Here is a 25,483-nt window from a genome sequence, read left to right as displayed (position 1 = left end):
ATTGCGCGCCCCGACTAATGCTGTATAATTTGCCGCCTTTGGTATAATTCGATACCAAAATTCTATTATCAACCACGTGTGGTGTCTGGCGAAACAGGGCTGGATAGCGACACGGCCTTAACTGAGGTTTCCCATGAAACAAGGTATCCACCCAAAATACGAAGAAGTTACTGCTAACTGCTCTTGCGGTAACGTGATGAAGATCCGCTCCACCGTGGGCCACGATCTGAACCTGGACGTTTGTGGCGCATGCCACCCGTTCTACACTGGCAAGCAGCGTGACGTTGCTACCGGTGGCCGCGTTGACCGCTTCAACAAGCGTTTCAGCGTACCAGGCGCTAAGAAATAAGATTTCTTATCGACCGATGAAAAAGGCGCCCTGGGCGCCTTTTTTCTTTTCTGCCGCCGGCGTTCGCCGGGCGGTTCTCAATATTCCCAGGTATCGGGATCGACACCCAGTTCGCGCATCAACGCTTTTGCGGCTTCCGGGATTTCATCGCTGCGCTCTTTGCGCAGGTCTTCATCGTTCGGCAGCGGCTGGCCGGTAAAGGCATGCAGAAACGCTTCGCACAGAAGTTCGCTGTTGGTGGCGTGGCGCAGGTTGTTCACCTGGCGACGGGTCCGTTCGTCGGTGAGGATTTTCAGGACCTTCAGCGGAATGGATACCGTGATCTTTTTGACTTGCTCGCTTTTTTTACCGTGTTCAGCGTAAGGGCTGACATACTCGCCGTTCCACTCAGCCATGGGACACCTTAACTTTGTCAGAAAAATTACAAAATTCTAAAAACCGGCCAATTATGCCCGATCTTCACTGTTCTCACTAAATAAATGTCAATTTTACGCGACCAGGGTCACTGAATGCCCCGCTTCGGCCAGGCATTGCCGCTTAACATCTTATCGTCATGTCATATCGGCATAATTTTAGCGGGTATTGTGTCATTGCTCAATCTATACGCAAAGAAGTTTAGATGTCCAGATGTATTGACGTCTATCAATCCTGCGATTACTCTTTAGGCCTCATCCACCGAACCGAGAGCCGAGCGAGCCCATGACGCGTAAACCAGCCACGATTGCCGTACGCAGCGGCCTGAACGACGACGAACAGTACGGCTGCGTTGTCCCGCCGATTCATCTTTCCAGCACCTATAACTTTACCGACTTCAACCAACCCCGAGCCCATGACTACTCGCGACGCGGCAACCCGACGCGCGACGTGGTGCAGCGCGCGTTGGCTGAGCTGGAAGGCGGCGCCGGCGCGGTGATGACCGGCAGCGGGATGTCGGCGATCCATCTGGTGACCACCGTGTTGTTGAAGCCCGGCGATCTGCTGGTGGCGCCGCACGACTGCTACGGCGGCAGCTATCGGCTGTTCGACAGCCTGAGCAAGCGCGGCGCCTATCGCGTGCTGTTCGTCGATCAGGGTAATGAAGAAGCCCTGCAGCAGGCGCTGGCGCAAAAGCCGAAGCTGGTGCTGATAGAAAGCCCCAGCAATCCGCTGCTGCGGGTGGTGGACATCGCGGCGATCTGCGCTGCCGCGCATGCGGCGGGCGCGTTGACGGTGGTGGACAACACCTTCCTCAGCCCGGCCCTGCAACAGCCGATCGAACTCGGTGCCGATATGGTGGTCCATTCTTGCACCAAATACCTGAACGGGCATTCGGACGTGGTGGCCGGGGCGGTGATTGCCAAAGATCCCGAGCTGGCGGTCGAGCTGGCCTGGTGGGCGAACAACATTGGCGTGACCGGCGGCGCGTTCGACAGTTATCTGTTGCTGCGCGGCATGCGCACGCTGTCGCCGCGCATCAAGGCGGCGCAACAAAATGCTGAAGCGATTGTTGACTATTTACAGCAGCAACCGCTGGTGAAAAAGCTGTATCATCCCTCCCTGCCGGAGAATCCGGGGCATGAGATCGCCCGCCGTCAGCAGCGCGGTTTCGGCGCGATGCTGAGTTTTGAACTGGACGGCGATGAAGCGGTGCTGCGCCGTTTTCTCTCTGCCCTTGAGCTGTTTACTCTGGCAGAATCGTTGGGCGGCGTAGAAAGCCTGATCTCGCATGCAGCGACCATGACTCACGCCGGCATGGCGGCGGAGGCGCGGGCAGCGGCCGGCATCTCCGAGAGCCTGCTGCGCATTTCCGTGGGTATTGAAGACAGTGAAGATTTGATTGCCGATCTGGAACGCGCTTTCCAGGCGGCGGCAACGAGGTAAGCATGAATGCAATTGCTGTAGCAGGGCCGGTGAGCGGGCGTCAACTGCACAAGTTTGGCGGCAGCAGTCTGGCGGATGTGAAGTGTTATCTGCGTGTGGCCGGGATTATGGCGGAATACAGCCAGCCGGGCGACATGATGGTGGTATCGGCCGCCGGCAGTACCACCAACCAGTTGATCAACTGGCTGAAGCTCAGCCAGAGCGATCGTCTGTCTGCGCACCAGGTGCAGCAGACGTTGCGTCGCTATCACAGCGATCTTATCAGCGGCCTGTTGCCGCCGGAAAGCGCCGAGCCGCTGATCGCCGAGTTCATTCAGGATCTGGAACGTCTGGCGGCGCTGCTGGACGGCAACGTCGACGACGTGTGCTATGCCGAAGTGGTCGGGCACGGCGAGATCTGGTCGGCGCGCCTGATGGCGGCGGTGCTCAACCACCTGGATATGCAGGCGGCCTGGCTGGACGCGCGTGATTTCCTGCGCGCCGAGCGCGCCGCGCAGCCGCAGGTGGATGAAGGCCGTTCTTACCCATTGCTACAGCAATTGATGGCCCAACACCCGGGCAAACGCCTGGTGGTGACCGGGTTCATTTCGCGCAATGACGCCGGGGAAACCGTGCTGTTGGGGCGTAACGGCAGCGACTACTCCGCCACTCAGGTCGGCGCGTTGGCCGGCGCTGCTCGCGTCACCATCTGGAGCGACGTGGCCGGGGTATACAGCGCCGATCCGCGCAAGGTGAAAGACGCCTGCCTGCTGCCGCTGCTGCGTCTGGACGAAGCCAGCGAGCTGGCGCGTCTGGCGGCGCCGGTGTTGCACACCCGTACTCTGCAGCCGGTCTCCGGCAGCGATATCGATCTTCAGCTGCGCTGCAGCTATCAGCCGGAGCAGGGCTCGACGCGCATCGAGCGCGTATTGGCGTCCGGCACCGGCGCCAAGATTGTCACCAGCCACGATGATGTGTGCCTGATTGAACTGCACGTCGCCGCTCAGCATGACTTCAAACTGGCGCAGAAAGAGTTGGATCTGGTGCTCAAGCGTGCGCAGATCAAACCGCTGGCGGTGGGCATCCACCCTGACCGCAATCGGGTGCAGCTGTGCTACACCTCCGAGGTGGTCAACAGCGCGCTGGTGACGCTGCAGGCCGCGGCGCTGCCAGGCGAGCTGCGCCTGCGCGAAGGGTTGGCGCTGGTGGCGATGGTCGGCGCCGGGGTATGCAAGAATCCGCTGCACAGCCACCGTTTCTATCAGCAGTTGAAAGATCAGCCGGTCGAGTTTATCTGGCAGGCGGAAGATGGCATCAGCCTGGTGGCGGTATTGCGCCAGGGGCCGACCGCGCTGCTGATCCAGGGGCTGCACCAAAGCCTGTTCCGTGCCGAGAAGCGCATCGGCCTGGTGTTGTTCGGCAAGGGTAACATCGGCTCCCGCTGGCTGGAGCTGTTCGCCCGCGAGCAGACCCATATTTCCGCGCGCAGCGGCTTCGAATTCATCCTGGCGGGGGTGGTGGACAGCCGCCGCAGCCTGCTGAACTACGACGGGCTGGATGCCAGCCGCGCGCTGGCGTTCTTTGAGGATGAGGCGCAGGCGCTGGACGAAGAATCGCTGTTCCTGTGGATGCGCGCGCACCCGTTCGACGATCTGGTGGTGCTTGACGTGACCGCCAGCGAAGAGCTGGCCGGGCAGTATCTGGATTTCGCCAGCCACGGTTTCCACGTGATCAGCGCCAACAAGTTGGCGGGGGCCTCGTGCAGCGACAGCTATCGCCAAATTCGCGACGCCTTCGCCAAAACCGGCCGCCACTGGCTGTACAACGCCACCGTCGGCGCCGGCCTGCCGGTCAACCACACGGTGCGCGATCTGCGCGACAGCGGCGACAGCATTCTGGCGATCAGCGGCATCTTCTCCGGCACGCTCTCCTGGCTGTTCTTGCAGTATGACGGCACGGTGCCGTTTACCGAGCTGGTGGATCAGGCCTGGCAGCAGGGGCTCACCGAACCGGATCCGCGGGTCGATCTCTCCGGCCAGGACGTGATGCGCAAGCTGGTGATCCTGGCGCGTGAGGCGGGCTACGACATCGAACCGAACCAGGTGCGGGTCGAGTCACTGGTGCCGGCGGGCTGCGAACTGGGCTCCGTCGATCAGTTCTTCGAGAACGGCGAGGCGCTGAATCAGCAGATGCAACAGCGCTTTGAGGCCGCCAGCGAAATGGGCCTGGTGCTGCGTCACGTGGCGCGTTTCGACGCCAACGGCAAGGCGCGGGTCGGCGTGGAGGCAGTGCGCCCTGAGCATCCTCTGGCCTCGCTGCTGCCGTGCGACAACGTGTTCGCCATCGAGAGCCGCTGGTATCGCGATAATCCGCTGGTGATCCGCGGGCCGGGCGCCGGCCGCGATGTGACCGCCGGCGCGATCCAGTCAGACCTTAACCGATTGGCGCAGCTGCTTTAATCCTCTGCGGGCGCGGGTTCACCGCGCCCCTTTGCTTTTCCTGCCATACTTATCCCTGCCGCTGTCATGAAGTTTCCTCTTTGAGCGGGTGAGGATTAATCATCTTATTCCCCTCATTTTCCTGTTGACTCTTTAGCCAACATGCGGCATTTTCTATCTAGACGTCTAAACGTATAGACGCTCATCAAGATGAAATAAAAACAGTGATCGAGAAGAGGTGAGCAGGGTATGAGTTTTTTCCACGCAAACCAGCGGGAAGCGCTGAATCAGAGTCTGGCGGAGTTGAACGGCCAGATTAACGTATCATTCGAGTTCTTCCCGCCACGCACCAGCGAGATGGAAGAGACCCTGTGGCAGTCGATCGATCGTCTGAGCATCCTCAAACCTAAATTCGTTTCCGTCACCTACGGCGCCAACTCCGGCGAGCGCGATCGCACCCACAGCATCATCAAGGGGATCAAGGAGCGCACCGGCCTGGAGGCGGCGCCGCACCTGACCTGCATCGACGCCAGCCCGGCGCAGTTGCGCGACATCGCGACCGACTACTGGAACAGCGGCATCCGCCATATCGTGGCGCTGCGCGGCGATCTGCCGCCGGGCGGCGGCAAGCCGGACATGTACGCGACCGATCTGGTGGCGCTGTTGAAAGACGTGGGCGACTTCGACATTTCCGTCGCCGCCTATCCGGAAGTGCACCCGGAGGCGAAGAGCGCCCAGGCCGATTTGATTAACCTGAAACGCAAGATCGACGCCGGGGCCAGTCGCGCCATCACCCAGTTCTTCTTCGACGTTGAGAGCTACCTGCGCTTCCGCGACCGCTGCGTTGCCGCCGGCATCGACGTGGAAATCGTGCCGGGCATTCTGCCGGTGTCCAACTTCAAGCAGCTGCAGCGCTTCGCCACCATGACCAACGTGCGGGTGCCAAGCTGGATGACCAGCATGTTTGAAGGGCTGGACGACGATGCGGAGACCCGCAAAATGGTCGGCGCCAATATCGCCATGGACATGGTGAAGATCCTCAGCCGCGAAGGGGTGAAAGATTTCCACTTCTATACGCTGAACCGTGCAGAGATGAGCTACGCGATCTGCCACACGCTGGGCGTGCGCCCGGTGGCCGCCGCCTGACAGGCTTGCTCCATTGAAAAGGGCGCCGCTTTACCGCGGCGCCCTTTTTTTGTGGGGGAAAGGCATAAAAAAACGGCCCCGATAAACGGGGCCGCGATGAGGCTCACTAGCCAGTGTTGCGCATCCCGGCGGCGACGCCGGCGATGGTGACCATCAACGCCTGCTCGACGCGGGCGTCCGGCTGCTCCTGCTGGCGCGAACGGTGCAGCAATTCGGCCTGCAAGACGTTCAACGGGTCGGTATAAACGTTGCGCAGCGCGATGGATTCGGCGATCCACGGCAGGTCTTCCATCAGGTGCGCATCGTTGGCGATGGTCAGCACCACCTTGATGTCGCTTTCCAGCTGATCGCGCAGCTGTTGGCCCAGCGGCCACAGCGATTTATCCACCAGGCGCTGATCGTAGTATTCCGCCAGCCACAGGTCGGCCTTGGCGAACACCATTTCCAGCATGGCGATACGGGTGGAGAAGAATGGCCAGTCGCGGCACATCGCCTCCAGCTCCGCCTGTTTGCCGGCTTTCACCGCTTCCTGCAATCCGGCGCCGGCGCCGAGCCAGGCCGGCAGCATCAGGCGGTTCTGCGTCCAGGCGAAAATCCACGGAATGGCGCGCAGGCTCTCCACGCCGCCGTTCGGCTTGCGCTTGGCCGGGCGTGAGCCCAGCGGCAGTTTGCCCAGCTCCAGCTCCGGCGTGGCCGCGCGGAAGTAAGGCACGAAGTCCGGGTTTTCACGCACGTAGCCGCGATACATCCGGCAGGAGGTCTCGGACAGGTCGTCCATCAGCGCCCGCCATTCTTTCTTCGGTTCCGGCGGCGGCAGCAGGTTGGCCTCGAGGATCGCGCCGGCATACAGCGCCAGGCTGCTGATGGTGACTTCCGGCAGGCCGAACTTGAAGCGGATCATCTCGCCCTGTTCGGTGACGCGCAGGCCGCCCTTCAGGCTGCCCGGCGGCTGCGACAGCAGCGCCGCATGCGCCGGAGCGCCGCCGCGGCCGATGGAACCGCCGCGGCCGTGGAACAGCGTCAGCGCCACGCCGGCCTTTTCACAGGTTTTGATCAGCGCGTCCTGCGCGCGGTACTGCGCCCAGGAAGCGGCCATCACGCCGGCGTCTTTCGCCGAGTCGGAATAGCCGATCATCACCATCTGTTTGCCCTGGATGAAGCCGCGATACCAGTCGATGTTCAGCAACTGGGTCATCACGTCGTCGGCGTTGTTCAGGTCGTCGAGGGTTTCGAACAGCGGGGCGACCGGCAGCGCGAACGGGCAGCCGGCCTCTTTCAGCAGCAGGTGCACCGCCAGCACGTCGGAAGGCGTGCGCGCCATCGAAATCACATAGGCGGCGATCGAGCCCTGCGGCGCTTCGGCGATCACCCGGCAGGTTTCCAGCACTTCCTGCGTGTCGGCGCTCGGTTGCCATTTCAGCGGCACCAGCGGGCGTTTGGAGTTCAGCTCGCGGATCAGGAACGCCTGTTTATCGGCTTCCGACCAGCTTTCATAGTCGCCCAGCCCCAGATAGCGGGTCAGCTCGGCGATGGCTTCGGTATGGCGGGTGCTCTCCTGACGCACGTCGATGCGCACCAGCGGCACGCCGAAGCAGCGCACGCGGCGCAGGGTATCCAGCAGTTGACCGTTGGCGATGATGCCCATGCCGCAGGCCTGCAGCGACTGGTAGCAGGCATACAGCGGCTCCCACAGCTGCTCGTTGTTCACCAGCAGGTCGTGCGGTTTCAGCACGCGCTCGCCCTTCAGGCGGCCTTCAAGATAAGCCTGGGAACTCATTAGCTGGCTGCGCAGCTGCTTCATGATTTCGCGGTACGGTTCCTGCACCTCATCGCCGCCGGCGCGGGCGCGCAGCTCCGGGGTGCATTCGGTCATCGACAGCTCAGAGACCAGCACCTGGATATCGCGGGTGAACAGGTCGCAGGCTTTCCAGCGGCTGAGCAGCAGCACATGGCGGGTAATTTCGGCGGTCACGTTCGGGTTGCCGTCACGATCGCCGCCCATCCAGGAGGTAAAGCGCACCGGCACCGCTTCCACCGGCAGGCTGTAATCGATGGAGTTTTCCAGCTGTTCGTTGAATTCGCGCAGGAACGCCGGCACGCCTTCCCACAGGCTGTTTTCCACCACCGCAAAGCCCCATTTGGCTTCGTCGATCGGGGAAGGGCGGTGTTTGCGAATTTCATCGGTGTGCCACGACTGGGCCACCAGCTGACGCAGGCGGCGCATGATCTTGTTGCGCTCGTAGTCGGCCAGATCGTTGTGATCGAGCTGGCTGAGGCAGGTGTTGACCTCCACCAGCTTGTGGATCAGGGTGCGGCGGGTGATCTCCGTCGGGTGCGCCGTCAGCACCAGCTCGATGGAGAGTTGCGATACCGCGTGCTGCAGCTCTTTGTCGCTGAGCTTTTTGTCTTTGAGACGGCTGAACAGTTGAGCCAGCGCTTCCGGGTTGCTGGCGGCCTCGCCGTTGGGCGAAATGCTGTGGTACTGCTCGGCGACGTTGGTCAGGTTGAGGAACTGGCTGAAGGCGCGCGCCACCGGCAGCAGCTCGTCGTTGGACAAGTTCTGCAGGGTGGAGAGCAGCTCCTGGCGATGCGCTTCGTTGCCGGCGCGTGAGGATTTGGAAAGCTTACGGATGGTCTCAACGCGATCGAGAATATGCTCACCCAGCGCTTCTTTGATGGTATCGCCGAGCAATTTGCCGAGCATACTGACATTACTGCGCATTGCCGAATATTGTTCGTTCATATAACCCCTGACCCAGTTCTGTATGATTTTTATCTTGTAAATAAATTTCACGCGTCAGGCGCAGACCGCCTGCCTGATCACATCGCGTTCCTGTCCAATCGTCAATTGACACTATTTTTAGCAAAAAAACATCAAAATCGGCGCATTTTCTGAAATTTAATTACGGCGCGTCGGTTATCAGCACGGCTTATTTCGCCGTTTTCTACTTATTTTGAGTTAGGGGAAAGCATAAAGCATTTCCCCTGCTAAATGTCGGGTTTATTGCCGGCAAAAGTGATTGACCAGTTGGCCCAGCAGTTTGCGCGTCGGTTCGATAAACGCGGTGTCGATGTACTCGTCCGGCTGGTGGGCCTGATCGATGGAACCGGGGCCGAGCACCAGGGTCGGGCAGACCTGCTGCACGAACGGCGCTTCGGTGCAGTAGTTGACCACCTGCGTGCGGGTGCCCAGCAGCTCCTCGATCACCGCCACCATGCGGTGGTCGGTCGGGCACTCGTAGCCCGGCACCGACGCATGCAGCTCTTCGATGGTCAGGCGGCCCGGCCAGCGTTGGCTCACCGGCTCCAGCGCCTGATGCATCAGTTCGTTAATGTTGTCGAGCGTCATGCCGGGCAGCGGGCGGATGTCCAGGTGCAGCTCGCAGCAGGCGCAGATGCGGTTGGCCGCGTCGCCGCCGCTGATATGGCCGAAGTTCATGGTGGGATAAGGCACGGCGAACGCCGGGTTGTTGTAGCGCTCCTGCAGGGTTTTGCGCAGCTCCATCAGGCGGCCGATGGATTCGTGCATCAGATCGATGGCGTTGACGCCGCGCGCCGGATCGCTGGAGTGGCCGGACTGGCCGACGATGCGAATGGCGTTGGCCATGTGGCCCTTGTGCGCGCGCACCGGCTGCAGCGAGGTCGGTTCGCCGATGATGGCGAAATCCGGCCGAATGGCGGTGGAGGCGGCGAAATAACGTGCGCCGGCCATCGTCGTTTCTTCATCTGCGGTCGCCAGAATGTACAGCGGCTTGGTCAGTTTGCTCGCGTCGATGTCGCGCACCGCGTCCAGAATAAAGGCGAAGAAGCCTTTCATGTCGGCGGTGCCCAGCCCGTAGAGCTTGTTGTCGTGCTCGGTCAGGGTGAAGGGATCGCGCGTCCAGCGGCCTTCGTCGTAAGGCACCGTATCGGTGTGGCCGGCCAGCAGCAGGCCGCCGCTGCCTTCGCCGATGCTGGCCAGCAGGTTGAATTTGTGGCGCGATTCCGGCACCGGCTGTACGTCGACGCGAAAGCCCAGGTCGGCAAACCATCCGGCCAGCAAGTTGATTAACGCCTCATTGCTCTGATCGAGGCCGGCATCGGTGGCGCTGATCGACGGAGTGGCGATCAACGCCCGGTACAGCTCAATAAATGGAGGTAATTTCATCTTCACTGTTGACAGCCTTTGGTTAGGATAGTATCAATATTCATGCATTTATTTTGAATAAAAATACAGTAAGCCGAAGCGTAAGGGAACCCGATACCCGGATGTTTATAAAAGCATCAACGCCTGGCTCCGTGGGTGAACGGCGCAACAACGCTGGCTAGCCCTGTTACCTGGGTCGCAAGCGACCGCACGTCAGTTTAGAAGGTGAAAGGCCACATGTTGAATACGCTGATCGTTGGTGCCAGCGGTTACGCCGGAGCGGAGCTCACGGCTTACCTGAATCGCCACCCACACATGAACATAACCGCTTTAGCGGTTTCAGCGCAAAGTGCAGATGCAGGAAAGTTGCTTTCCGATCTCCATCCCCAGTTGAAAGGCATCGTCGATCTGCCGCTGCAGCCGTTGACCGACGTCGCCAAGGCGGCGCAGGGCATCGACGTGGTGTTCCTCGCCACCGCTCATGAAGTCAGCCACGATATCGCCCCGGCCTTCCTGGCGGCAGGCTGCGTGGTGTTCGATCTGTCCGGCGCCTTCCGCGTGCAGGATGCCGGTTTCTATAGCCAGTATTACGGTTTCGAACATCAGCATGGCGCCCTGCTGGAGCAGGCGGTGTACGGCCTGGCGGAGTGGCAGAGCGACAAGATCAAACAGGCGCAGCTGATCGCCGTGCCGGGCTGTTACCCGACGGCGGCGCAGCTGGCGCTGAAACCGTTAATCGAAAAACAGTTGCTGAATCTGGATCAGTGGCCGGTGATCAACGCCACCAGCGGCGTCAGCGGCGCCGGGCGCAAGGCCAGCATGACCACCAGTTTCTGCGAAGTGAGCCTGCAGCCGTACGGCATTTTCACTCACCGGCACCAGCCGGAGATCGCCGCGCACCTGGGCGTGCCGGTTATCTTTACCCCGCATCTGGGCAACTTCCCACGCGGCATCCTTGAAACCATCACCTGCCGCCTGAAAGCCGGCGTGACCGCGCAGGACGTGGCCGCCGCCTATCACGCCGCGTATGACGACAAGCCGCTGGTGCGGTTGTACGACCAGGGCGTGCCGGCGCTGAAAGCGGTGGTGGGGCTGCCGTTCTGCGACATCGGCTTTGCGGTGCAGGGCGAGCATCTGATCGCCGTGGCGGCGGAAGACAACCTGCTGAAAGGCGCGGCGGCGCAGGCGGTGCAATGCCTGAATATCCGTTTCGGCTTCCCGGAAACCCAATCACTCCTTTAAACCAGCGTGAGTAAACAGCAATGAACCCGTTAATTATCAAGTTAGGTGGCGTGTTATTAGACAGTGAAGAAGCGCTGGAGCGTCTGTTTACCGCATTGGACAGCTATCGGCAGCAGCACCAGCGCCCGTTGGTGATCGTCCACGGCGGCGGCTGCGTGGTGGACGAACTGATGAAGCAGCTCGCTTTGCCGGTGGTGAAAAAGAACGGCCTGCGGGTCACGCCGGCCGATCAGATCGACATCATCACCGGCGCGCTGGCCGGCACCGCCAACAAAACGCTGCTGGCGTGGGCGATTAAACACCAAATCAACGCCGTCGGCCTGAGCCTGGCGGACGGCGGCAGCGCGGTCGTGACCCCGCTCGATCCGGCATTGGGCCACGTCGGCAACGCGCAGCCCGGCTCGCCCGCGCTGCTCAATACCCTGCTGGGCGCCGGCTACCTGCCGGTTATCAGCTCCATCGGCATCACCGCCGAAGGGCAGTTAATGAACGTGAACGCCGATCAGGCGGCGACGGCGCTGGCGGCGACGCTGGGGGCGGATCTGATCCTGCTGTCGGACGTCAGCGGCATCCTCGACGGCAAGGGGCAACGCATTGCGGAAATGACGGCACAAAAAGCGGAACAACTGATCGCGCAAGGCATCATCACCGATGGTATGGTGGTGAAGGTGAATGCGGCGCTCGACGCCGCCCGCACCCTCGGCCGCCCGGTGGATATCGCCAGCTGGCGCCATGCCGATCAGCTTCCTGCTTTGTTTAACGGCGTGTCGATTGGCACCCGGATCCTCGCTTAATTTTAGAATTAGAAAGGAATAGATCATGCAAAACCAAGGCATCAAAAAAATCGTTCTGGCGTACTCCGGCGGCCTGGATACCTCGGCCATCATTCCATGGCTGAAAGAGAACTACGGCGGCTGTGAAGTGGTGGCGTTCGTGGCGGACATCGGCCAGGAGCGCAGCGATCTGGAAGGCGTGGAGCAAAAAGCCCTGCAGTCCGGTGCCTCTGAATGCCACGTGGTCGATCTGCGTGAAGAATTTATCCGCGATTACGTTTATCCGGTGCTGCAGACCGGCGCCCTGTACGAGGGCAGCTACCTGCTGGGCACCTCGATGGCGCGGCCGATCATCGCCAAGGCGCAGGTCGAGCTGGCGTTGAAAGTGGGCGCCGACGCGCTGTGCCACGGCGCAACCGGTAAAGGCAACGATCAGGTGCGTTTCGAAACCACCTACACCGCGCTGGCGCCGCAGTTGAAAGTGGTGGCGCCGTGGCGTGAGTGGAACCTGCGTTCCCGTGAAGCGCTGCTGGATTACCTGAAAGAGCGCAATATCCCGACCACCGCATCGCTGGAGAAAATCTACAGCCGCGATGAGAACGCCTGGCACATCTCCACCGAAGGCGGCGTGCTGGAAAGCCCGTGGAACGCGCCAAATAAGGATTGCTGGGTATGGACCGTCGATCCGCAGGAAGCGCCGGACCAGCCTGAGCAGGTGACCGTTACCGTCGAGAAAGGCCGCGTCGTGGCGGTTAACGGTAAAGCGCTGTCGCCGTACCAGTGCCTGGAAACCCTGAACGCGCTGGGCGCCAAGCACGGCGTCGGCCGGATCGACATCGTGGAAAACCGTCTGGTGGGCATCAAATCCCGCGGCTGCTATGAGACCCCGGGGGGCACCATCATGGTGGCGGCGCTGCGCGCCATCGAGCAGCTGGTGCTGGATCGCGACAGCTTCAAATGGCGCGAGCAGCTGGGCCTGGAGATGTCCTATGTGGTGTACGACGGCCGTTGGTTCGCGCCGCTGCGCCGTTCGCTGCAGGCCTCTGCCGAAGCATTGGCTGAAGAGGTGAACGGTGAAGTGGTGCTGCAGCTGTACAAAGGCCAGGTGACGGCGACCCAGAAAAAATCCGCCAACAGCCTGTACTCCGAAGAGTTCGCCACCTTCGGCGAAGACGAAGTTTACGATCACAGCCACGCGGGCGGCTTTATCCGTCTGTTCTCTTTGTCTTCACGCATTCGCGCGTTGAACGAGAAAAAGAATAAATAATCGATTGGCGTGACTCTGCAAGGGCGCAGCATGCTGCGCCCTTTCGCATAAAAATTCAGGAGTAAGATATGGCACTTTGGGGCGGACGGTTCACTCAGGCGGCGGATCAGCGGTTCAAACAACTCAATGATTCGCTGCGGTTCGATTATCGCCTGGCGGAGCAGGATATCGTGGGCTCGGTGGCCTGGTCGAAGGCGCTGGTGACCGTTAACGTGTTGACCGCAGCGGAGCAACAGCAGCTGGAGCAGGCGCTGAATGCGCTACTGAAGGAAGTCCAGGCCGATCCTTTGGCGATCGTCCAAAGCGATGCGGAAGACATCCACAGCTGGGTAGAGCAGAAGCTGATCGAGAAGGTCGGCGACTTGGGCAAGAAGCTGCACACCGGCCGCAGCCGCAACGATCAGGTCGCGACCGATCTGAAGCTGTGGTGCAAACAGCAGATCGGCGATCTGCATCAGGCGATCGTCCAACTGCAGCAGGCGCTGGTGGAGACCGCCGAAGCCAACCAGGATGCGGTGATGCCGGGGTATACGCACCTGCAACGCGCGCAGCCGGTGACTTTCGCGCACTGGTGCCTGGCCTATGTCGAGATGCTGGCGCGCGATGAAAGCCGCCTGCAGGATACCCTGAAACGGCTGGACGTCAGCCCGCTGGGCAGCGGCGCGCTGGCCGGCACCGCGTATCCTATCGATCGCGAGCAGCTGGCCGGCTGGCTGGGCTTCGCCTCGGCGACCCGCAACAGCCTGGACAGCGTCTCCGATCGCGATCACGTGCTGGAGCTGCTGTCCAACGCCGCCATCAGCATGGTTCACCTGTCGCGCTTCGCCGAAGATCTGATCTTCTTCAACAGCGGCGAGGCGGCGTTTGTCGAGCTGTCTGACCGCGTGACCTCCGGCTCTTCGCTGATGCCGCAGAAGAAAAACCCGGACGCGCTGGAGCTGATCCGCGGCAAGTGCGGCCGCGTACAGGGCGCGCTGACCGGCATGATGATGACGCTGAAAGGCCTGCCGCTGGCGTACAACAAAGACATGCAGGAAGACAAAGAAGGGCTGTTCGACGCGCTCGACACCTGGATGGACTGCCTGCAGATGGCGGCGCTGGTGCTGGACGGCATTCAGGTGAAGCGCCCGCGCTGCCGGGAAGCGGCGGAGCAGGGTTATGCGAATGCCACCGAGCTGGCGGACTACCTGGTCGCCAAAGGCGTGCCGTTCCGCGAAGCGCACCATATCGTCGGTGAGGCGGTGGTAGAAGCGATTCGCCAAGGCAAACCGCTGGAAGCGCTGCCGCTGGCGGATTTGCAGCAGTTCAGCGCGACGATCGGCGACGACGTCTATCCGATCCTGGCGTTGCAATCCTGCCTGGACAAGCGTGCGGCCAAAGGCGGCGTCGCGCCGCAGCAGGTCGCGGCGGCAATCGCCGCAGCGAAACAGCGTTTGGCTTGACGACGACAAGGGCGGCCCTGCGCCGCCCTTGAACCTTTACCCCGCCAGGCGTGCGCACAGATAACGGTTCAGGCTCACGCCTTCCTCCATCGCGCCGATCGCCAGCCGGCGATGCTGTTCCGGCGTCATGCGCAGCACCAGTTTGCCGCTGAAATTTTTCTCCGCCAACGCCTGCGGCGGCGTTTCGCCTTGCGCCAGTATGTCGGCGATCGTTTCGCTCACCACTTTCTCGATACCCTCCAATGCGCCGGTACGCGTGGCGGCCAGCCAGGACAACGAGGGGAATTCGGCGCACAGCCCGACATATTCACGGTCTTGCGCTGACCAGGTGATGCGATAGGTATAGTGTTCATGCTTTTCCATGTTCTTCCTCCATTTTGGCTCCTTTCTTCATTTTAGTGTCACTATTGGTATCATTTCAATGTCGACGCATAAAAAATGAGCGCAGGAGGGCCGCGAGGCAAGAGGAGGGAGGAAATTGTGGAAAGTGCTGCGCAAAAAAAAAAACCGGGCCTGAAGGCCCGGTAGGTGTGAACGGATAAGGGGCGTTATTCGCCCGGACAGCGCTGACAGCGCTCGATTTCGGCCGTGCCGAGTTTGAGCTTCGCCTGCAGGTCGCGCAGCGCAGTGCGCAAGCCTTCTTCGATCACCGGATGATAGAACGGCATGTCCAGCATCTGGTCGACGGTCATCTGCTGCTGGTGCGCCCAGGCCAGCAGGTGCGCGATGTGTTCGGCGTCCGGGCCGATCATTTCCGCGCCGAGGAAACGGCCGGTGCCTTGCTCGCCGTAGACGTGCAGAATGCCTTTGTTGCGCAGCATCACCCGCGAGCGGCCCTGATTCTCAAACGAGACGTTGCCCACTTCAAAGCAGCCGCAGGCGCTGAACTTCTCGCTCAGCTCGCGGAAGGTTGAGCCGACCATGGCGATCTGCGGATCGGAGAACACCACCGAAATCGCGCTGCGGCGCAGACCCGGATTGATCTCCGGGAAGCTGCCGGCGTTGGCGCCGGCGATGCGCGCCTGATCGCTGGCCTCGTGCAGCAGCGGCAGCTGGTTGCTGGCGTCGCCGGCAATGAAGATATGCGGCACGCTGGTTTGCATCGTCAGGCGGTCGGCCAGCGGCACGCCTCGGGCGTCGAGCTGCAAGCCGGTATTTTCGAGGCCTAACCGATCGACGTTGGGGCGGCGGCCGGTGGCGGCCAGCACGTAGTCCACCAGGATCTCCTGCGGTTGGCCCTGCAGATCCTGATAGCGGATAAATACGCGGTTGCCTTCGCGCTGCATCATCTCTACCTTCACGTCGGCGTCGAGGTAGAACTCTTCCCCCAGCGCTTTGGCGGCGTAATCGCGCACGGCGCTGTCGGTCAGCGGCCCGACGGCGCCGCCGATGCCGAATACCTTGGTATCGACGCCGAGGCGGTGCAGCGCTTGCCCCAGCTCCAGCCCGATCACGCCGGGGCCGAATACCGCTACGGATTGCGGCAAGTCATCCCAGTTGAACACGTCGTCGTTGACGATCAGACGATCGCCCAGTTCGTTCCACGGCGCCGGCCAGCTGGGGTGGGAACCAGTGGCGATCACGATACGCTGCGCCACGATGCGCGTATGGTCATCGACCTGCAGCGTGTTGTCGTCGATAAAGCGGGCATAGCCCTGAATTTTGTCGGCGGCCGGGATCTCGTCCACGCCTTCCAGCACGAAGCCGACGAAACGGTCGCGTTCGCGTTTGACGCGCGCCATCACCTCGCGTCCGTCGATACGCGTTTTGCCGGTTGGGTGCACGCCAAAGCCCGGTGCACGTTCGATTTGATGCACCGCTTCGGCGGCGGCGATCAATAATTTGGATGGCATGCAGCCGACGCGCGCACAGGTGGTGCCGTAAGGCCCGCCTTCAATCATCACCACGCTGGGGGTAGACAGTTTAGCCGCGCGGTAGGCGCCGAGCCCTGCGGTGCCGCCGCCAATGACCGCGACATCAACGTTCAACAGTTTCATATCCGCTCCTGAAAGGTAAAAAAAGGGCGGGCCGTAGCCCGCCAAAGTTCACGTTGGCTTTGTTATTACTTATTAAGCTGACAGGAAGGTTTCCAGATCGTCGCTGCCGCCGATGTGACGACCGCCGATGAAGACCTGCGGCACCGTGGCGCGGCCGCTGACGGCGCGCAGGCTGACGGTGGTGGCGTCTTTGCCCAGCACGATCTCTTCATACTGAATGCCACGCTCTTGCAGCATCTGCTTGGCTTTGGCGCAGAATGGGCAGCCCGGTTTGGTGAACAGAGAGACCGATTCCTGCACTTTGAATTCCGGCGCCAGGTATTTCAGCATAGTGTCGGCGTCGGACACTTCAAACGGGTCGCCCGGCTTGTTCGGCTCGACAAACATTTTCTCGACCACGCCGTTGCGTACCAGCATCGAGTAGCGCCATGAGCGAGGGCCAAAGCCCAGATCCGCTTTCTCGACCAGCATGTTCATGCCTTTGGTGAATTCACCGTTGCCGTCCGGTACGAAGGTGATGTTTTCCGCATGTTGGTCAGCTTTCCAGGCGTTCATGACGAAGGTGTCGTTCACGGAGACGCAAAGAATGCTGTCGACGCCGTGCTGCTTGAATACGCTGGACAGTTCGTTGTAGCGCGGCAGGTGGCTCGAAGAACAGGTCGGCGTGAACGCGCCCGGCAGCGAGAAAACAATGACGGTTTTGTTTTTGAACAGGTCATCAGTGGTCACATCAATCCATTGGTCGCCCTGACGGGTGTGGAAAGTAACCTGAGGAACTTTCTTGCCTTCTTGACTGGTAAACATTGATTAACCCCTTAATTAGGAAAAGTAATTTTTAGCATTTAGCGCGATATCGCTTCGTTGGAACACATTATTGTCGCTGGGGCTTGATAGATCTAATCGCTCATTGCTATCTTATCTATCGCCATGAGCTATCATGGAATGGAGGGAAACAATGAATATTCGTGATTTAGAGTATCTGGTCGCCTTGGCCGAGCACCGGCACTTCCGCCGCGCGGCCGATTCATGCCATGTAAGCCAACCCACGCTGAGCGGGCAGATCCGCAAGCTGGAAGACGAGTTGGGCGTCATGCTGCTCGAGCGCACCAGCCGCAAGGTGCTGTTCACCCAGGCGGGTCTGTTGCTGGTGGAGCAGGCGCGTACCGTGCTGCGCGAAGTGAAAGTGTTGAAGGAGATGGCCAGCCAGCAGGGCGAAGCCATGTCCGGGCCGCTGCACATCGGCCTGATCCCGACCGTGGGGCCTTATCTGCTGCCGCAGATCATACCGACACTGCACAAAACCTTCCCGAAACTGGAAATGTACCTGCACGAAGCGCAAACCCACCAACTGCTGGCGCAACTCGACAGCGGCAAACTGGACTGCGCCATTCTGGCGTTGGTGAAGGAAACCGAGGCGTTTATCGAAGTGCCTCTGTTCGATGAACCGATGAAGCTGGCGGTGTATTCCGATCACCCGTGGGCGCAGCGCGAGCGCGTGGCGATGCCGGATTTGGCGGGAGAGAAGCTGCTGATGCTGGAAGATGGCCACTGCCTGCGCGATCAGGCGATGGGCTTCTGCTTCCAGGCGGGCGCGGACGAAGATACTCACTTCCGCGCCACCAGTCTGGAAACGTTGCGCAATATGGTCGCTGCCGGCAGCGGCATTACCCTGCTGCCGTCACTGGCGGTGCCGCCGCAGCGCGAACGCGACGGCGTGTGCTATCTGGATTGCTACAAGCCGGAACCGAAGCGCACCATCGCGTTGGTATATCGCCCCGGTTCCCCACTGCGCAGCCGTTATGAGCAGTTGGCCGAGGCGATCCGCGAACACATGCAGGGCTACATCGACAGCGCGTTAAAACAGGCGGTTTAAGCCGTTAAGCGCCGCCACCCGGTAGGCTTCGGCCATGGTCGGATAGTTGAAGGTCGTATTAACGAAATACTCGATAGTATTGCCTTCACCTTTCTGTTCCATGATCGCCTGACCGATGTGGATGATCTCCGCCGCACGCTCGCCGAAGCAGTGGATCCCGAGGATCTGCAGGGTGTCGCGATGGAACAGGATCTTCAGACTGCCGACGTTCATCCCGGCGATCTGCGCGCGCGCCAGATGCTTGAACTGGGCGCGGCCCACTTCATACGGCACTTTCATCGCCGTCAGTTCCTGCTCGGTTTTGCCGACGGAGCTGATTTCCGGAATGGTGTAGATGCCGGTCGGGATATCTTCGATTAAGTGACCGCTGGCTTCGCCGGAGGCGATCGCTTGCGCGGCGATGCGGCCCTGATCGTAGGCGGCGGAAGCCAGGCTCGGATAGCCGATCACGTCACCGACCGCATAAATGTGCGACAGCGCGGTTTGATACATGCTGTTCACTTTCAGCAGCCCGCGGCTGTCCGACTCCAGGCCGACGTTCTCCAACCCCAGCGAATCGGTGTTGCCGGTACGGCCGTTGGCGTACAGCAGGCAGTCCGCTTTCACCTTCTTGCCGGACTTCAGGTGCACGATCACGCCGTCTTCGGTGCCTTCGATCTTCTCGAATTCTTCGTTGTGGCGGATCACCACGCCGTTGTTCCAGAAGTGATAAGAGAGCGAATCCGACATCTCTTGATCGAGGAACGCCAGCAGGCGATCGCGGGTGTTGATCAGATCCACCTTGACGTTCAGACCGCGGAAGATAGACGCATATTCACAGCCGATCACCCCGGCGCCGTAAATGATCACGTGGCGCGGTTCATGGCTCAGCTCGAGAATGGAGTCGCTGTCGTAGATGCGCGGGTGATTGAAATCGACGCTGGCCGGATGGTAAGGGCGCGAGCCGCAGGCGATCACGATGTGGTCGGCGCGGATGGTGTCCTGGGTGCCGTCCATGTAGCTGACGCTGACGGTGTTGGCGTCGATGAAGCGTGCGTCGCCGGCGAACAGTTTGCACTGGTTCCGCTCATAAAACCCTTGGCGCATGCGGGTCTGCTGGCTGATGACGTTATCGGCGTGGCGTAAAATGTCAGGGAAGGTCGCGCTGAGCGTGCGCGAGTTGTTGTAAAGCGGGTTCTGGTTGAATTCGATAATGCGGCTGACGGCGTGGCGGAGGGCTTTGGAAGGGATGGTGCCCCAGTGGGTACATCCGCCGCCTACGTTGTTGTACCGTTCGATAACGGCCACGCGGGCGCCCTGTTTCACCAGCCCCATGGCGGCACCTTCACCACCAGGGCCCGAGCCAATCACAATGGCATCAAATTGATAGTGCTGTTGCATGTAGGAGAGACCTGTTTTTTTATACAAGATTACAACGGTATCTTAACATCATAGCGCTGCTCACCCAATCACCATTAGGCTTTTTGAGTCAAAGCACAATCGGCTCAGGGCGGAAGTGTGATAGAGCGCGTTAGTATAAATGCTGTTGCAATAAAATTTGCTATATTGCCGAGTCTAGGGCGTTAGACTGAGAGAATGGAACCTATCCGGATATGCATATGGGCGTCAGAGCACAACAAAAAGAACGGACTCGTCGTTCCCTGATCGAAGCCGCATTCAGCCAGCTGAGCGCCGAACGCAGTTTCGCCAGCCTGAGCCTGCGGGAAGTTTCACGCGAGGCGGGCATCGCGCCCACGTCGTTTTACCGCCATTTCCGCGACGTGGATGAGCTGGGGCTGACCATGGTGGACGAAAGCGGCCTGATGCTGCGTCAGTTGATGCGCCAGGCGCGCCAACGCATCGCCAAGGGCGGCAGCGTGATCCGCACCTCGGTGTCCACCTTTATGGAATTTATCGGCAACAACCCGAACGCCTTCCGCCTGCTGCTGCGCGAGCGCTCCGGCACGTCGGCGGCATTTCGTGCGGCGGTGGCGCGCGAGATCCAGCATTTCATCGCCGAACTGGCGGACTACCTCGAGTTGGAAAACCATATGCCGCGCAGCTTTACCGAAGCGCAGGCGGAGGCGATGGTCACCATCGTGTTCAGCGCCGGCGCGGAAGCGCTGGATATCGACGTCGAGCAGCGGCAGCAGCTGGAAGAGCGGCTGGTGCTGCAATTGCGTATGATCTCCAAAGGGGCGTATTACTGGTATCGTCGCGAACAAGAAAAAGCTTCTGTGTCCCACGTATAAAAAAGGTAAACAATGATGGAAAAACCAGGCCGTGAAAATGGCACCTTACTGCTGGCGTTGATTGCCGGCCTTTCGATCAACGGTTCCTTTGCCGCGCTGTTCAGCTCGGTGGTGCCGTTTTCGATCTTCCCGCTGATTGCGTTGGTGCTGGCGGTGTACTGCCTGCATCAGCGTTACCTGAACCGCGCCATGCCCGACGGCATGCCGAAGCTGGCGGCGGCCTGCTTCCTGCTGGGGCTGCTGATGTACAGCGCCATCGTGCGCGCCGAATACCCGCAGATCGGTTCCAACTTCCTGCCGTCGGTAGTGTGTGTGGCGCTGGTGCTGTGGATTGGGGTCAAGCTGAAGGCGCGCAAGACGCTGGATGCGCCGACTCAAGAGCCGTAATGAAACGGGGCGCCATATGGCGCCCCTGTCGTATCAGCGGTGTTTTTCCAGCAACACGCCGCATTCCATGTGATGGGTATACGGGAACTGGTCGAACAGCGCCAGACGGCTGACCCGGTGCGTGGCCTGCAGCGTTTCCAGGTTGGCGCACAGCGTTTCCGGATTGCATGAAATATACAGAATGCGCGGGTAAGCCTGCACCATCTTCACCGTTTCCGCGTCCAGCCCGCTGCGCGGCGGATCAACGAAAATCGTCTCGCAGTTGTAGCCGCTCAGATCGATGCCTTTCAACCGGTTGAATTCGCGTACTCCGTTCATCGCCTGGGTGAAGTCTTCCGCCGCCATGCGGATGATCTGCACGTTGTCGATATGGTTGGCGGCGATGTTGTACTGCGCCGCCGCCACCGACGGCTTGGCGATCTCGGTCGCCAGCACGCGCTCGAAATTGCGCGCCAACGCCAGCGAGAAGTTGCCGTTGCCGCAATACAGTTCCAGCAAATCGCCTTTGGAACCGGCGGTGACCGCCAGCGCCCATTCCAGCATCTGCACGTTCATGGCCGCGTTGGGTTGAGTGAAGCTGTTTTCCACCTGGCGATAGATCATATCGCGGCCGGCGACCGTCAGCACTTCGTCAACATAATCCTGGTCGAGCATGATTTTGGTCTTCGACGCCCGGCCGATCAACTGCAGGTCAAAACCCTGCGCGCGCAGCTCGTCGCGCAGCTGCTCGGCGCGCTGCTGCCAAACGTCATCCAGCTTGCGGTGGTACAGCAGCGAGGCGATGATTTTGCCGCTTTGCGTCGACAGATAATCGATCTGAAACAGCTTGTGGCGCAGGATCGGCTCCGGTTTCAGCGCGGCGATCAGGGCGCTCATCAGGCGGTTGATCAGTTCGCTGGCGGCCGGGAATTGATCGACGCGAATACGCTGCTTGGTCTGCTGATCGAACATGATGTGATACATGTCGTCCGCGTCGTGCCAGATGCGGAACTCGGCGCGCATGCGGTAGTGGTCGACTGGCGAGCGGAACACTTCCGGCTCGGGCGCCGCGAACGGTGACATCAACGTCTTCAGGCGGGCGACTTTCTCCGCCAGTTGGTCATCGTAACGTTCAATAGGCAAATTCTCGGGCGTCATGTGTGTCTTCTCGTCAGGCAAATTTGATCAGCGGGGATTGTAGGGAATCAGCCCGTGAAGTCCAGTTTTGTCGCGTTTATTATTTGTAACATTAATAGCAGTCTAGACATCTATTTGCATTGATCGTAGCATTGCCGTCCGGCCTCAAGCAGCGAGTGAAAAGGGAATCCGGTGTGAATCCGGAGCTGACGCGCAGCGGTAAGGGGAAGTCACGGCGATAGCGTTTCGACGCAGACACTGTCCATTGCAGGATGGGAAGTCATCGCCCGTTGCCGGTCGCGCCCCGCGGCCCGCAAATCCCAAGCCCGAAGACCTGCCGGTGTTACGTCGCAATGTCCGTGGCCGTCGCGAACTACCGGCCATGATCCTGCGGCATCCGCCAATTAAGTTTGGATGCTTTTCTCATGACAATTACAAAAAATACGCTGCTGGCGGTGGTCTCCTCCGTCACGGCTTTTTCTGGATGGGCGCAAGACAACACCACAGCCACGAATGGCGATAACCTGGTGGTGACCGCCAACCGCTTCCCGCAGCCGGTTTCTTCCGTATTGGCGCCGACCTCCGTCGTCACCCGTAACGATATCGATCGCTGGCAGGCCAAGAGCCTGACCGACGTGATGCGCCGTTTGCCGGGCGTGGACGTTGGCCAAAACGGCGGGTTGGGGCAAAAGAGCTCGCTGTTTATTCGCGGCACCAACTCCAGCCACGTGCTGGTGCTAATTGACGGCATTCGCCTTAATCAGGCGGGCGTCAGCGGCTCTTCCGATCTCAGCCAAATCCCGATTTCTCTGGTGCAGAAAGTCGAATACATTCGCGGCCCGCGTTCGGCGGTATACGGTTCCGACGCCATCGGCGGCGTAGTCAACATCATTACCACGCGTGAAAAGAACGGTACTACGCTCTCAGCCGGCGTCGGCTCCAACGGCTATCAATCCTATGACGCGTCGACTCAACAGCCGTTGGGCGACAGCACCGTGGCGACGGTGGCGGGTGACTACACCTACACCAAAGGGTATGACGTGGTGGCCTACGGCAGCACCGGCATGCAAAGCCAGCAGGATCGCGATGGCTTTATGAGTAAGTCGCTGTATGGTGCGCTTGAGCACCAGTTCAGCGAATCGGTCAGCGGTTTTGTGCGCGGGTATGGTTACGACAACCGCACGGCGTATGATAGTTATTATTCCTCACCGACCAGCCCTCTGCTGGATACGCGCAAACTGTATAGCCAAACCTGGGATACCGGATTGCGCTATAAAGAAGGCATTTACGCAACACAAGTGATTGGCAGCTACAGCCATAGCAAGGATTACGATTACGATCCTCGCCTCGGCATGCATGACAGCTCGGCCAGCCTGGTGGATTCCGAACAGTACAACCTGCAGTGGGGCAATACGCTGCAGGTTGGACAGGGTACCGTAAGCGCTGGCGTCGACTGGCAGCAACAGAAAATCAAACCGGATTCCACCACCGTGAAGGGTGAAAAAAGCCAACGTGATGCAGGCATCTATCTGACCGCGCAGCAACTGGTTGGCCCGGTAACGCTGGAAGGCGCGGTTCGAGGTGACGATCATTCCGAGTTTGGCTGGCATGGCACCTGGCAAACCAGCGCGGCCTGGGAATTCGTCGAGGGATACCGTTTTATCGCGTCGTATGGCACGGCGTTCAAAGCACCGAATATGAGCCAGCTATACGGCAACTTCGGTAACAACACCGATCTGAAACCGGAAGAAAGCAAGCAGTGGGAAGGTGGCTTTGAAGGGCTGACCGGCCCGGTGACCTGGCGCATCTCCGGTTATCGCAACGACATCGACAATTTGATCGATTCCACGGGGGAAACCAACTATGTCTATTACAACGTGGGTAAGGCGACCATCAAAGGGATTGAAGCTACGGCCTCGTTTGATACCGGCCCGTTGACGCATCAGATTGGTTATGACTATGTCGATCCTCGCAACGCCAAGACCAATGAAGTGCTGCTGCGGCGCGCCAAGCAGCAGGTGAAATATGAGCTGGACTGGCAGCTGTATGACTTTGACTGGGCGGTGACTTATCAATATCTGGGTCAACGTTATGACAAGGATTACAGTACCTATCCGGAACAAAGCGTTAAACTTGGCGGCGTGAGCCTGTGGGATCTCGCAGTTTCGTATCCGGTCACATCTCATCTGACAGTTCGTGGTAGAATTGCCAACCTGTTTGATAAAGATTATGAGACGGCCTATGGCTACGCTACTCCAGGAAGAGAATACTACCTCACTGGAAGCTATACCTTCTAACAGCACCGCCACACCTCGCCCGACGGTGCTGGTTTTCGATTCCGGCGTCGGCGGGCTGTCGGTGTATCAGGAGATTCGGCAGTTGCTGCCGGATCTCCACTATATATATGCGTTCGACAACGTGGCGTTCCCCTACGGCGAGAAGTCCGAAGAGTTTATCGTTGAGCGCGTGCTGGAGATTGTCGGCGCGGTGCAGCAGCGTCATCCTCTGGCGATTGTCGTCATTGCCTGCAACACCGCCAGCACCGTTTCCTTGCCGGCCTTGCGCGAGCGTTTCAGTTTCCCTGTCGTGGGCGTGGTGCCCGCCATCAAACCGGCGGCCCGTCTTACCGTCAACGGCATTGTCGGCCTGTTGGCGACCCGCGGCACCGTACAGCGCAGCTACACCCACGAACTGATTTCCCGTTTCGCCACCGACTGCAAGATTGAACTGCTGGGCTCTTCAGAGCTGGTGGAGCTGGCGGAAGCCAAGCTGCATGGCGAAGCCGTGCCGCTGCCGGTGCTGAAGAAGATCCTGCATCCGTGGCTGAGCATGCGCGAGCCGCCGGATACGGTCGTTCTGGGCTGCACCCATTTCCCTCTTTTAGCTGAAGAGCTGATGCAGGTGTTGCCGGAAGGCACCCGATTGGTGGATTCCGGCGCGGCGATTGCCCGTCGCACCGCCTGGCTCATCTCTACGCAGGAAAACCTGGTCTCGAGCCAGGAAGAGAATCTGGCGTATTGCATGGCGTTAAATGAAGATACTGACGCTTTATTGCCCGTTTTGCAGGGCTATGGCTTTAAATCGTTGAAAAAACTGCCGCTTTAACGGTGTTTTGGTCAAACATTCAACGGTTGGAAAAAATATTGAAAATAGGGGTTGCGGCCTGCCGAGAACTCCCTATAATGCGCCTCCACTGACCGGGAACAACGACTGACAAGCCGCCGGGTCAGCGAGAAGAAAGCGAAATAAACGCTTGA

The 25,483-nt window shown here is 60.0% G+C and carries 21 protein-coding genes and 1 riboswitch; of the genes, 13 read left to right on the top strand and 8 right to left on the bottom strand.

Annotated features, from left to right (window positions below; genetic code table 11):
- The first annotated feature begins 133 nt into the window (after nt 1–133).
- On the top strand, nt 134–349 hold the full coding sequence (gene rpmE, locus ACJ8PL_RS24565) for a 50S ribosomal protein L31 (RefSeq protein WP_004931078.1): 216 nt from the start codon (nt 134–136) through the stop codon (nt 347–349).
- Between the two features lie 77 nt (nt 350–426).
- Here the strand turns inward: rpmE and metJ are convergent, their stop codons facing one another.
- Entirely contained in the window at nt 427–744 is a 318-nt protein-coding gene (metJ, locus tag ACJ8PL_RS24560; RefSeq protein ID WP_004931076.1) for a met regulon transcriptional regulator MetJ, read from the bottom strand.
- A 304-nt stretch (nt 745–1,048) separates the two neighbouring features.
- Here metJ and metB point away from each other — a divergent pair, with 304 nt between their 5' ends.
- The 3 genes from metB (at nt 1,049) to metF (ending at nt 5,772) form a co-directional block, all read left to right on the top strand.
- A complete protein-coding gene (gene metB / locus ACJ8PL_RS24555; RefSeq protein WP_116404155.1) occupies nt 1,049–2,209 on the top strand; it encodes a cystathionine gamma-synthase in 1,161 nt (386 codons plus the stop codon).
- A gap of 2 nt (nt 2,210–2,211) precedes the next feature.
- Nucleotides 2,212–4,647: a bifunctional aspartate kinase/homoserine dehydrogenase II gene (locus ACJ8PL_RS24550; protein WP_097101200.1), complete on the top strand. Its 2,436-nt coding sequence runs from the start codon at nt 2,212–2,214 to the stop codon at nt 4,645–4,647.
- Between the two features lie 228 nt (nt 4,648–4,875).
- On the top strand, nt 4,876–5,772 hold the full coding sequence (metF, locus tag ACJ8PL_RS24545; RefSeq protein WP_004931071.1) for a methylenetetrahydrofolate reductase: 897 nt from the start codon (nt 4,876–4,878) through the stop codon (nt 5,770–5,772).
- 106 nt (nt 5,773–5,878) lie between these two features.
- Here the strand turns inward: metF and ppc are convergent, their stop codons facing one another.
- Both ppc and argE read right to left on the bottom strand, forming a co-directional pair.
- Nucleotides 5,879–8,515 carry a phosphoenolpyruvate carboxylase gene (gene ppc / locus ACJ8PL_RS24540; protein ID WP_004931070.1) on the bottom strand — a complete coding sequence of 879 codons (2,637 nt, stop codon included), beginning with the start codon at nt 8,513–8,515 and terminating at the stop codon, nt 5,879–5,881.
- A gap of 258 nt (nt 8,516–8,773) precedes the next feature.
- Nucleotides 8,774–9,919: an acetylornithine deacetylase gene (gene argE, locus ACJ8PL_RS24535; RefSeq protein ID WP_015379410.1), complete on the bottom strand. Its 1,146-nt coding sequence runs from the start codon at nt 9,917–9,919 to the stop codon at nt 8,774–8,776.
- Nucleotides 9,920–10,135: 216 nt separating this feature from the next.
- On the opposite strand from argE, the gene argC reads away from it, so the two are divergent.
- From argC to argH, 4 genes are all read left to right on the top strand, one after another.
- Nucleotides 10,136–11,140 (top strand): N-acetyl-gamma-glutamyl-phosphate reductase, encoded by a 1,005-nt coding sequence (gene argC, locus ACJ8PL_RS24530; protein WP_015379409.1) that lies wholly within the window; start codon nt 10,136–10,138, stop codon nt 11,138–11,140.
- A 20-nt stretch (nt 11,141–11,160) separates the two neighbouring features.
- Entirely contained in the window at nt 11,161–11,934 is a 774-nt protein-coding gene (argB, locus tag ACJ8PL_RS24525) for an acetylglutamate kinase (RefSeq protein ID WP_016929723.1), read from the top strand.
- 25 nt (nt 11,935–11,959) lie between these two features.
- Nucleotides 11,960–13,180, top strand: a complete 1,221-nt coding sequence (locus ACJ8PL_RS24520) for an argininosuccinate synthase (protein ID WP_004931061.1) — start codon at nt 11,960–11,962, stop codon at nt 13,178–13,180.
- Between the two features lie 68 nt (nt 13,181–13,248).
- On the top strand, nt 13,249–14,622 hold the full coding sequence (argH, locus tag ACJ8PL_RS24515; RefSeq protein ID WP_016929724.1) for an argininosuccinate lyase: 1,374 nt from the start codon (nt 13,249–13,251) through the stop codon (nt 14,620–14,622).
- A 36-nt stretch (nt 14,623–14,658) separates the two neighbouring features.
- Here the strand turns inward: argH and ACJ8PL_RS24510 are convergent, their stop codons facing one another.
- The 3 genes from ACJ8PL_RS24510 to ACJ8PL_RS24500 all read right to left on the bottom strand — a co-directional run bounded on the left by ACJ8PL_RS24510 (nt 14,659) and on the right by ACJ8PL_RS24500 (nt 17,423).
- Entirely contained in the window at nt 14,659–14,985 is a 327-nt protein-coding gene (locus ACJ8PL_RS24510) for a type II toxin-antitoxin system HicB family antitoxin (protein WP_079450589.1), read from the bottom strand.
- Nucleotides 14,986–15,170: 185 nt separating this feature from the next.
- Entirely contained in the window at nt 15,171–16,619 is a 1,449-nt protein-coding gene (locus ACJ8PL_RS24505; RefSeq protein WP_442531443.1) for a dihydrolipoyl dehydrogenase, read from the bottom strand.
- A 72-nt stretch (nt 16,620–16,691) separates the two neighbouring features.
- On the bottom strand, nt 16,692–17,423 hold the full coding sequence (locus ACJ8PL_RS24500) for a glutathione peroxidase (protein ID WP_015379403.1): 732 nt from the start codon (nt 17,421–17,423) through the stop codon (nt 16,692–16,694).
- Nucleotides 17,424–17,574: 151 nt separating this feature from the next.
- Here ACJ8PL_RS24500 and oxyR point away from each other — a divergent pair, with 151 nt between their 5' ends.
- Complete coding sequence (oxyR, locus tag ACJ8PL_RS24495) at nt 17,575–18,492, top strand: DNA-binding transcriptional regulator OxyR (RefSeq protein ID WP_015379402.1); 918 nt, start codon at nt 17,575–17,577, stop codon at nt 18,490–18,492.
- Here the strand turns inward: oxyR and sthA are convergent.
- Nucleotides 18,475–19,872 carry a Si-specific NAD(P)(+) transhydrogenase gene (gene sthA, locus ACJ8PL_RS24490; RefSeq protein ID WP_004931047.1) on the bottom strand — a complete coding sequence of 466 codons (1,398 nt, stop codon included), beginning with the start codon at nt 19,870–19,872 and terminating at the stop codon, nt 18,475–18,477. The genes oxyR and sthA overlap by 18 nt on opposite strands.
- A gap of 218 nt (nt 19,873–20,090) precedes the next feature.
- Between sthA and fabR the strand changes: the two genes are divergently transcribed.
- Entirely contained in the window at nt 20,091–20,723 is a 633-nt protein-coding gene (gene fabR / locus ACJ8PL_RS24485) for an HTH-type transcriptional repressor FabR (RefSeq protein WP_004931044.1), read from the top strand.
- A 15-nt stretch (nt 20,724–20,738) separates the two neighbouring features.
- Nucleotides 20,739–21,110: a YijD family membrane protein gene (locus ACJ8PL_RS24480; protein ID WP_016929728.1), complete on the top strand. Its 372-nt coding sequence runs from the start codon at nt 20,739–20,741 to the stop codon at nt 21,108–21,110.
- A gap of 33 nt (nt 21,111–21,143) precedes the next feature.
- On the opposite strand, the gene trmA is transcribed toward ACJ8PL_RS24480, so the two are convergent.
- Entirely contained in the window at nt 21,144–22,247 is a 1,104-nt protein-coding gene (gene trmA / locus ACJ8PL_RS24475; protein WP_079450591.1) for a tRNA (uridine(54)-C5)-methyltransferase TrmA, read from the bottom strand.
- A gap of 122 nt (nt 22,248–22,369) precedes the next feature.
- Nucleotides 22,370–22,582: riboswitch (cobalamin riboswitch) on the top strand.
- Between the two features lie 69 nt (nt 22,583–22,651).
- On the opposite strand from trmA, the gene btuB reads away from it, so the two are divergent.
- Both btuB and murI read left to right on the top strand, forming a co-directional pair.
- Complete coding sequence (gene btuB, locus ACJ8PL_RS24470) at nt 22,652–24,523, top strand: TonB-dependent vitamin B12 receptor BtuB (RefSeq protein WP_016929730.1); 1,872 nt, start codon at nt 22,652–22,654, stop codon at nt 24,521–24,523.
- Entirely contained in the window at nt 24,468–25,331 is an 864-nt protein-coding gene (gene murI / locus ACJ8PL_RS24465) for a glutamate racemase (RefSeq protein ID WP_025921004.1), read from the top strand. Before btuB ends, murI begins: the two co-directional genes overlap by 56 nt.
- Nucleotides 25,332–25,483 lie beyond the last annotated feature (152 nt).

Origin of the sequence: Serratia sp. CY83965 (assembly GCF_052166375.1) — a bacterium.
Taxonomy (GTDB): Bacteria; Pseudomonadota; Gammaproteobacteria; order Enterobacterales; family Enterobacteriaceae; genus Serratia; species Serratia marcescens.
The sequence above is the reverse complement of the archived record's forward strand: the minus strand, read 5'-3'. Positions and strand labels throughout refer to the sequence as shown.

What these genes read in the sequence shown, in the direction of transcription:
- argH (WP_016929724.1), top strand. Translation starts at nt 13,249, where the DNA reads ATGGCACTTTGGGGCGGACGGTTCACTCAGGCGGCGGATCAGCGGTTC.
- ppc (WP_004931070.1), bottom strand. Translation starts at nt 8,515, where the DNA reads ATGAACGAACAATATTCGGCAATGCGCAGTAATGTCAGTATGCTCGGC.
- oxyR (WP_015379402.1), top strand. Translation starts at nt 17,575, where the DNA reads ATGAATATTCGTGATTTAGAGTATCTGGTCGCCTTGGCCGAGCACCGG.
- ACJ8PL_RS24510 (WP_079450589.1), bottom strand. Translation starts at nt 14,985, where the DNA reads ATGGAAAAGCATGAACACTATACCTATCGCATCACCTGGTCAGCGCAA.
- ACJ8PL_RS24500 (WP_015379403.1), bottom strand. Translation starts at nt 17,423, where the DNA reads ATGTTTACCAGTCAAGAAGGCAAGAAAGTTCCTCAGGTTACTTTCCAC.
- ACJ8PL_RS24480 (WP_016929728.1), top strand. Translation starts at nt 20,739, where the DNA reads ATGGAAAAACCAGGCCGTGAAAATGGCACCTTACTGCTGGCGTTGATT.
- btuB (WP_016929730.1), top strand. Translation starts at nt 22,652, where the DNA reads ATGACAATTACAAAAAATACGCTGCTGGCGGTGGTCTCCTCCGTCACG.
- metJ (WP_004931076.1), bottom strand. Translation starts at nt 744, where the DNA reads ATGGCTGAGTGGAACGGCGAGTATGTCAGCCCTTACGCTGAACACGGT.
- ACJ8PL_RS24520 (WP_004931061.1), top strand. Translation starts at nt 11,960, where the DNA reads ATGCAAAACCAAGGCATCAAAAAAATCGTTCTGGCGTACTCCGGCGGC.
- rpmE (WP_004931078.1), top strand. Translation starts at nt 134, where the DNA reads ATGAAACAAGGTATCCACCCAAAATACGAAGAAGTTACTGCTAACTGC.
- argB (WP_016929723.1), top strand. Translation starts at nt 11,161, where the DNA reads ATGAACCCGTTAATTATCAAGTTAGGTGGCGTGTTATTAGACAGTGAA.
- ACJ8PL_RS24550 (WP_097101200.1), top strand. Translation starts at nt 2,212, where the DNA reads ATGAATGCAATTGCTGTAGCAGGGCCGGTGAGCGGGCGTCAACTGCAC.
- trmA (WP_079450591.1), bottom strand. Translation starts at nt 22,247, where the DNA reads ATGACGCCCGAGAATTTGCCTATTGAACGTTACGATGACCAACTGGCG.
- argC (WP_015379409.1), top strand. Translation starts at nt 10,136, where the DNA reads ATGTTGAATACGCTGATCGTTGGTGCCAGCGGTTACGCCGGAGCGGAG.
- fabR (WP_004931044.1), top strand. Translation starts at nt 20,091, where the DNA reads ATGGGCGTCAGAGCACAACAAAAAGAACGGACTCGTCGTTCCCTGATC.
- argE (WP_015379410.1), bottom strand. Translation starts at nt 9,919, where the DNA reads ATGAAATTACCTCCATTTATTGAGCTGTACCGGGCGTTGATCGCCACT.
- sthA (WP_004931047.1), bottom strand. Translation starts at nt 19,872, where the DNA reads ATGCAACAGCACTATCAATTTGATGCCATTGTGATTGGCTCGGGCCCT.
- metF (WP_004931071.1), top strand. Translation starts at nt 4,876, where the DNA reads ATGAGTTTTTTCCACGCAAACCAGCGGGAAGCGCTGAATCAGAGTCTG.
- murI (WP_025921004.1), top strand. Translation starts at nt 24,468, where the DNA reads ATGGCTACGCTACTCCAGGAAGAGAATACTACCTCACTGGAAGCTATA.
- ACJ8PL_RS24505 (WP_442531443.1), bottom strand. Translation starts at nt 16,619, where the DNA reads ATGAAACTGTTGAACGTTGATGTCGCGGTCATTGGCGGCGGCACCGCA.
- metB (WP_116404155.1), top strand. Translation starts at nt 1,049, where the DNA reads ATGACGCGTAAACCAGCCACGATTGCCGTACGCAGCGGCCTGAACGAC.